Raw genomic sequence first — 7,183 nt, 5'->3', positions numbered from 1 at the left:
GCCCCGACGAGGCCGCCGGCCCCGCCGAGCCCCCGGTCTGGTCGTCCCCCGCCGACACCGGCTGGCAGGCGGCCCAGGCCGCCAGCGTGCCCGCGCTCGGCGGGACGACCACGTCGGGCCTGCCCAAACGGACCCCCAAGGCGAACCTGGTGCCCGGTTCGGTGAACCGGGCCACCGGCCCGCTCCAGCCGCCGCAGCCGGCGGTCCCCATCTCGGCGGAGCGGGTCCGCAGCCGGATGTCGAGTTTCCAGCAGGGCGTGCGCAAGGCCCGCAACGAACTCCCGACGCGGGAGAGCTGAGCCGTGCAGGACGGATACCGGAGCGGCGGACAGGGGCCGGGAGACGGCTACGGCCCATCGTGGGACGAGCCCTCCGGATCCGGGGGGACTCCCGGGTACGACGGCTCGCCGTACGGTGAACCGCCCGAGGAGGAGAGCTCGCTGGTCCGGATGTACGCCGTCACCGGCGGCCGGACCGCTCCGCGCACCCGGCTCGCCATGGAGGCCCTGGTCTCCTCCGCGACCTCCGCCCAGCTCGGCCTGTCCTACATCCGCGAATACCGTGTCATCAGCGATCTCTGTCGCCAGATCCGGTCCGTCGCCGAGATCTCCGCCCTCCTCGGGATCCCCCTCGGCGTGGCCCGCGTCCTGGTCTCGGACATGGAGGCCGAGGGGCTGGTCCGCGTCCACCATCCCCAGATCGACCAGGACGGCCCCGGCCCTCACCTCCTGGAACGCGTCCTCAGCGGGCTGCACCGCCTGTGACCGCGGCGCGGCCGTACGGGCCCCGGGAGGGGGCGGGGATCAGCGCTGGTCCAGCCACCAGTGGGCGGCGACCAGCTCGGCCACCAGGGTCTCGGTGAGCAGGGCGACGTCGGCGTCGTCGTCGTGGAGGTAGCGGACGGCGGCCCTGGCGTCCGGCAGCTCGCCGCCGACGGTGAGCACGGTGGAGCCGCGCTGGCGGATCCAGTCCATGGCCTGGTCGTCGTAGCGGGAGCCGGGGAACATGACGGCGCGGTAGTCGAGGGTCTTGGTGAGGTAGACGTCCACGTGGGACCAGTCACCGGTCTCGCAGGCGTCGGAGGCGCGACGGGGGCCCTCCCGGAACATCAGGGCGGACTGCTCGGCCGAGGACAGGCGTTCCGCCGGGGCGATCGTGTAGACCCCGGCGGGGCCGTCGAGCAGGGTCATCGCCGGGTCCAGCCACTGGCCCCGGCGCTCCAGGAGGTCGGCGGTGGCCTCGGCCGTACGGCGGAGCAGGCCGGGCACGGCCGCCCCGGCGCCGGACGCGCCGGTGAGGCGGTTCTGCAGGGCCAGGAGCAGGCCGAGGGTGTGCTGGAAGGTCCGGCAGGACACGCCGCCGCGCTCCTCGCTCGCGACCATCGGCACCACCAGGTCGGCGCCCTCGGTGATCGCGGAGCCCGGCTTGTTGGTCATCGCCAGGACGGGGGACCGGCCGCGGTACCGGGCGACCGCGTCGAGGGTCTCCCTGCTGCCGCCGGTGGCCGAGACCGCGACGACCAGGGTGTCCGGGGTGGCCGGGTAGGAGACGGAGGCCGAGGCGTATTCGGCGACCGCGTCGACGCCCACGGACCGCAGGCGCAGCGCGGCGACCCCGGCGGCGTACCGGGAGCTGCCCATGCCGAGGAAGAGCACCCGCCGGATCCCGGTCGGGAGCCCCTCGAACGGGTCGCCGGTCTCCAGGGCGCTCGCCAGATCGGCCAGCGCGGCGGGCTTGGCCTCCAGATCGGCGAGGTACAGCTCGGGGTTCACTTCTTCTCCTTGGGGTCGGTTGGCCGGCGCACGGGTCCCGCCGGCCGGCACGGGGGCCGGACACCGGGTCCGGGACCGGCGCCCGGCGCGGTCACGGCTGCCGAGGGGGCCTGTCTATCGGTACCAGGACCGTAGAACGCCCATGGGGGCGTAGCGCCAGCGGGGCAGGTGACGGGCGGCGTAGATGAGCTCCCTGCACTCCTGCTCGATCTCGAAGGGGCGCAGCAGGGAACGGTCCAGCAGGGAGGCGTGGCCGTGTTCGGCGAGGCGGGCGAGATAGGCGGACTCCAGCGCCTCGCGGGCGGCGACGGCCCACGCGGCGATCACGAGGGGGTGGGCGTCGCGGCGCTTGACGGCGACCTGGCCGACGTGTTCCAGGCTGGTGATGAGCTGGGCGAGGTCGCGGGCGGCGGGCTGGAAGGGGTCGCCGCCGGTGACCGTCGGATTGCCGTCGAAGTCGATCACCGCGTAGCCGTCCCGCCAGCGGAGCGTCTGGCCCACGTGCAGGTCGCCGTGGATGCGGATCACCGGAGTGGCGTCCGCCCAGGCCAGGGGGGCCAGCTCGGCGCGGAGCGCGTCGGCGTGGGCGGCGAGCCAGTCGCCGTCCTCGCCGTCGGTCAGCGTGAGCGCCTCCTCCAAGGCCTCTCCGGCGCGGACGGACCAGGCGGTCGTCCCCGTCTTCGGGGCGGCGGGCGCCCGCCGTACGGGGTCGGGGAAGGTCGCGGACGGGGTGGCCATCGCGGCGTGCAGGTCGGCGGCCAGGACGCCCAGGTCGGCGGCGAACTCCGTGCCGCCGGAGACGGCCTCGTCCACGCACCACTCCCAGCCGTCCCTGGCGTCGGGAAGGTAGGCGGTGACCAGGGCGAGCAGCAGCTCGCCGCCGTCGTCCCCGCGGCGGGAGACGGCCGCGTACGGCGTGGCGGTCGCGGTGAAGCCGACCGAGGTCAGGTGGGCGAACATGTCCGGGGTCGGCTGGGGGAGCGGCGCCGGCGGGGTGAGCCACTTGACGACCACGCTCTCGCCCACGACGACCGAGCGATTGGTCTGGTCCACGTCGAAGCCGCGTTCGGCGGCCTTAGGGACGCCGTCAGCCGGTAACAGTTGAACGTCGATTGAAAAACCTTGAGCCAACGGGTCCGGCAGCGGGTGGAAGTGGCGGACCGCGAACGGGGCGGAGACCTCGCAGCTCAGGGCTGCGAGAAGCTCGCCGGTCCGCCCGTCGCCGGCGTGCGGCACGGTGTCGAGCCGATCCCATATTGAACGTGGATTCAACAGACAGACCAAACTTCCCAGGGGTGATGTCCGGCAAAGTCTTGCCCAAGTTATTCTTGGCTGCAACACTCCTGTTTCGGTCTGCCGTGTCCGTAACGGCCGGTCTACCCTAATTACACTTGAAATTTTAAGGAGTAGCGGTCGTGTCCCGTGCCCGGTACACCCGTCGTCTTCCGGCCGCCGCCCTGGTCGCCGGTCTCGCTCTCGCCGTTTCGGCCTGTGGCGGAGGGTCCACGGACACCGCCGCCGCGCCCGCCGCGAGCGCCTCGTCCGCCCAGCTCGACCCGAACATGGACCTGTCCAAGCAGAGCCTCACCATTTCGGTCTGGCCGGGTTACACCCCTGAAGACCTTCCCAAGAGGGTCAAGGACAAACTCAAGACCGAGCTCAAGGTCACCCTGCACGACACCAACGAGATCATCATGGGCAAGCTGACCACCGGGGCCGACACCGGCCTCGACGTCGCCTTTGTCTCCGGCCAGTACGCCCAGGCGCTCAACGAGGCCGGGCTGCTGGAGCCGCTCCACCCCGAGCTCATCCCCAACCTGGCCAACCTCTACCCCGAGGCCAAGGAGCTCTCCTACGACAAGGGCAACGTCTTCTCCGTCCCCTATACCTGGGGCACCACCGGTATCTGCTACCGCACCGACCTGGTGAAGACGCCGCCGACGAGCTGGAACGACATCCTCAGCCCGCCGGACGAGGCGAAGAAGAAGGTCACCATGATGACCACCGAGCGCTGGCTGGCCCTGCCCGCCGTCAAGGCGCTCGGCCTGTCGGTCAACACCAAGAGCGACGAGGACCTGGACAAGGTCAAGGCGAAGCTCATCGAGGCCAAGCCCAGCCTGCTCCGCTACGACGACGTCGACTTCGGCAAGCGCCTGGTCAGCGGCGAGGCCGTGATGGCCGAGGCGTGGGACGGCTGGTGCCCGACCAGCGAGAAGAACATCGAGTTCGTGGTGCCGAAGGAGGGCAGCGACCTCTGGGTGGACACGATGGTCGTGCTGAAGTCCTCCAAGAACAAGGAAGCCGCGCACGCGTTCGTCAACTTCATCCTGGACCCGGAGATCCACGGCTGGGCCGCGCAGAACATCCTCTACAAGGTCCCGAACAAGGCCGCCATGGACGCCCTCCCCGCGGAGCTCAAGGAGAAGAACAAGCCGCTCCAGATGAGCCCGGCGCAGCTGCTCGAGGGCGAGTCCATCATCGACCTCGGTGAGGACTCCACCAAGTTCACCCGCCTGGCCACCGAGGTTCAGGCCGCGAAGTGACAAGCTCTACCGTCTCCGGCGCGACCGCGAAGCAGCGGTCGCGCCGGTCGCGTGTGCTCGGACGGCTGGCCTTCCTCAGTCCCGGCCTGACCTACCTGATCGTGCTCATGCTGATCCCGCTGGCACTGATCATCAGCTACGCGTTCTTCCGCAGAGGACGGTTCGGCGGCGTCGTCTACGAGCTGACCGGGGAGAACTTCACCCGGCTGATCGACCCCATCTACCTCGACGTCGTGCTCGACTCGCTGAAGCTGGCCACGGCCGCCACGCTGATCGCCCTGCTGGTCGGCTACCCCACGGCCTACCTGATCGCCCAGCTGCCCGCCAGGTGGAAGACGATCGCGCTGATCGCGATCGTGATGCCCTTCTGGACGAACTTCCTGATCCGCATCTACGCCTGGATCGTTCTACTCAGCGGTCCCGGGCTGGTCAACACGGTTCTGGGCAAGCTCGGCCTGGGGCCGTTCGAGTTCCTCTACAACCAGGGCACAATCGTCACCGGCCTGGTCTACTCCTATCTGCCGCTCATGGTGCTCCCGCTGTACGCGGCGATCGAGAAGCTGGACCCGCAGCTCCGCGAGGCCTCGGCCAACCTCGGCGCCAGGCCCGCCCGCACGTTCGCCTCCGTGACGCTGCCGCTGACCCTGCCGGGCGTCATCACCGGATGCATGTTCGTCTTCGTGCCGAGCTTCGGCAACTTCGTCATCCCCGAGCTGCTCGGCGGCGGACGCTCGATCATGGTCGGCAACCTGATCAGGGACCAGTTCCTCAAGGCGCGTGACTGGCCGTTCGGCTCCGCCCTCACCCTGGCGCTGCTCGCCGTACTGATCGTCCTGCTGCTCGTGCAGGCATGGAGTGCCCGCCGTGCGTAAACCGCGCCTGCTGTACGTCCCCTTCTGGGCGACCTACGTATTCCTGTACACACCCATCGTGGTGCTCGTCGTCATGTCGTTCAACGCCGGCAAGTCGCCCTACTCCTTCGACGGCCTCAGCCTGAAGTGGTACGGCAAGCTGGCCGGGAACGCCACCGTCGCGGAGGGCCTGGTCAACACGCTGATCGTGGCCGCCGGATCCACGGTGCTGGCCACCGTGCTCGGCACCCTGTTGGCGGTGGGCCTGGCCCGCTACAGCAAGTCGCGGCTGCTGGACGGGCTCGGCGTGCTGCCGGCCGTACTGCCGGACCTGGTGCTGGCCATCGGCCTGCTGGTGTTCTACGCCATGGTCAAGATGACCCTCGGCCTGCACTCGGTGCTGCTGGCGCACACGGTGTTCGGCATGGCCTTCGTGACCGCGGTGGTCCGCACCCGGCTCACCCACACCGACACCTCCCTGGAGGAGGCGTCCAGGGACCTCGGCGCGACCCCCCTCACCACGTTCCTCCGTGTCACGCTGCCCCAGCTCATGCCGGGTATCGCGGCGGGCGCCATGCTGGCGTTCACGCTCTCCATCGACGAGTTCGTGATCGCGTTCTTCACGGCGGCCCCGACCACGCCCACCCTGCCCATCGTCATTTACTCAATGGTCCGCTTCGGGGTCACCCCGGAGATCAACGCGCTGGCGACACTACTGCTGGCCGTGAGCTTCACCGTGGTGATCGTGGCCCAGCGGATGACCCGACTGACGGAGTCGCTGTCCTAATGCTGCAGATCACAGGTGTCAGCCGCCGGTTCGGCGACGTCACGGCGCTGTCGGAGATCTCCCTGGAGATCCGGCAGGGGGAGTTCTTCGCGCTGCTGGGGCCCAGTGGCTGCGGCAAGACCACCCTCCTGCGGATCCTGGCCGGGTTCGAGGCCCCCGACTCGGGCACCGTCACGCTCGACGGTGAGGACCTGCTCGGCCAGGCGGCGCACCGCCGCCCGGTCAACCTCATGTTCCAGTCGTACGCGCTGTTCCCGCACATGACCGTGGCGAAGAACGTCGCCTACGGCCTGGAGCGGGAGAAGCTGCCCAAGGCCGAGATCCGCGAGCGGGTCGAGGAGGTCCTGGAGAAGGTCGGCCTGGCCGCGATGGCCAAGCGCAAGCCGCAGCAGCTCTCCGGCGGCCAGCGGCAGCGCGTCGCGCTGGCCCGTGCGATCGTGAAGCGGCCGCGCCTGCTGCTGCTGGACGAGCCGCTGTCCGCGCTGGACAAGAAGGTGCGCGCGGAGATGCAGCTGGAGCTCAAGCGGCTCCAGAACGAGGTCGGCATCACCTTCGTCGTGGTCACCCACGACCAGGAGGAGGCCATGTCGCTGGCCGACCGGATCGCGGTCTTCAGCGCGGGCAAGGTGGAGCAGGTGGACGCGCCGGTGACGCTGTACGAGCGGCCGCGCACGCCGTTCGTGGCCGACTTCGTGGGCGCCAACAACCTCTTCGAGGGCAAGGCGTGCGCGGACGGTCTGTCCAGCGACGGCCTCGGCGTCCTGCCCGGCCTGTCCGACCTGGAGGAGGGCACGTCCGCGCTGCTCGCCGTACGGCCGGAGCGGCTGAGGCTGATCAGCCTCGGCCACGGGCCGGCGGAGGCGGAGAGCGCGGTCGTCGCCGGCGAGGAAGTCGATGTCGCCGACGACACGGCGGACGCCGAGGAAGTCGAGGTCGCCGAGGTCGAGGTGGACGCCGAGGACGTCGGGAGTTCCGAGAGCGCGGTGGACGGCGAGGTCGCCGACGACACGGAGGACGCCAAGGACGTGGCGGCGGCCGAGAGCTCAGAGAGCGCGGCGGACGCCGGGGACACCGAGGTCGCGGCAGCCGTCGATGGCACGGTGGACGGCGAGAAGGCTGAGGATGCCGAGGGTACGGCAGCCGGGGACGCTGAGGACGCGGTAGCCGCTGAGGACGTCGAGGAGGCGGAGGACGCGGAGGACTCGGCAGGTGCTGGGGAGACGGCGGGGG

The 7,183-nt window shown here is 70.4% G+C and carries 8 protein-coding genes; 6 read left to right on the top strand and 2 right to left on the bottom strand.

All coding sequences use genetic code 11. The features are described from left to right. Together CA984_RS41520 and CA984_RS41515 are read left to right on the top strand one after the other, a co-directional pair. Nucleotides 1-299 (top strand): hypothetical protein (locus tag CA984_RS41520; protein WP_165781615.1); only part of this gene is annotated, 299 nt, incomplete at its 5' end. A gap of 3 nt (nt 300-302) precedes the next feature. Further along, on the top strand, nt 303-764 hold the full coding sequence (locus CA984_RS41515; protein WP_086578818.1) for a DUF742 domain-containing protein: 462 nt from the start codon (nt 303-305) through the stop codon (nt 762-764). 39 nt (nt 765-803) lie between these two features. On the opposite strand, the gene CA984_RS41510 is transcribed toward CA984_RS41515, so the two are convergent. Then, complete coding sequence (locus tag CA984_RS41510; RefSeq protein WP_086578817.1) at nt 804-1,772, bottom strand: SIS domain-containing protein; 969 nt, start codon at nt 1,770-1,772, stop codon at nt 804-806. A 114-nt stretch (nt 1,773-1,886) separates the two neighbouring features. Next, nucleotides 1,887-3,044, bottom strand: a complete 1,158-nt coding sequence (locus CA984_RS41505; RefSeq protein ID WP_133061941.1) for an aminoglycoside phosphotransferase — start codon at nt 3,042-3,044, stop codon at nt 1,887-1,889. Nucleotides 3,045-3,187: 143 nt separating this feature from the next. Here CA984_RS41505 and CA984_RS41500 point away from each other — a divergent pair, with 143 nt between their 5' ends. From CA984_RS41500 to CA984_RS41485, 4 genes are all read left to right on the top strand, one after another. After that, on the top strand, nt 3,188-4,315 hold the full coding sequence (locus tag CA984_RS41500; protein WP_086578815.1) for a polyamine ABC transporter substrate-binding protein: 1,128 nt from the start codon (nt 3,188-3,190) through the stop codon (nt 4,313-4,315). Further along, the gene (locus tag CA984_RS41495) at nt 4,312-5,187 is read left to right on the top strand and encodes an ABC transporter permease (protein ID WP_207621240.1); all 876 of its coding nucleotides are present in this window, start codon (nt 4,312-4,314) and stop codon (nt 5,185-5,187) included. The genes CA984_RS41500 and CA984_RS41495 overlap by 4 nt, the downstream gene beginning before the upstream one ends. Beyond that, the gene (locus CA984_RS41490) at nt 5,180-5,953 is read left to right on the top strand and encodes an ABC transporter permease (protein ID WP_086578819.1); all 774 of its coding nucleotides are present in this window, start codon (nt 5,180-5,182) and stop codon (nt 5,951-5,953) included. Before CA984_RS41495 ends, CA984_RS41490 begins: the two co-directional genes overlap by 8 nt. Continuing rightward, on the top strand, nt 5,953-7,183 hold a 1,231-nt coding region (locus CA984_RS41485), incomplete at its 3' end, for an ABC transporter ATP-binding protein (RefSeq protein WP_207621239.1). The genes CA984_RS41490 and CA984_RS41485, both read left to right, overlap by 1 nt.

Origin of the sequence: Streptosporangium minutum (assembly GCF_002149035.1) — a bacterium.
GTDB classification, from domain to species: domain Bacteria; phylum Actinomycetota; class Actinomycetes; order Streptosporangiales; family Streptosporangiaceae; genus Streptosporangium; species Streptosporangium minutum.
This window is presented reverse-complemented; position numbering and strand designations above follow the sequence as displayed.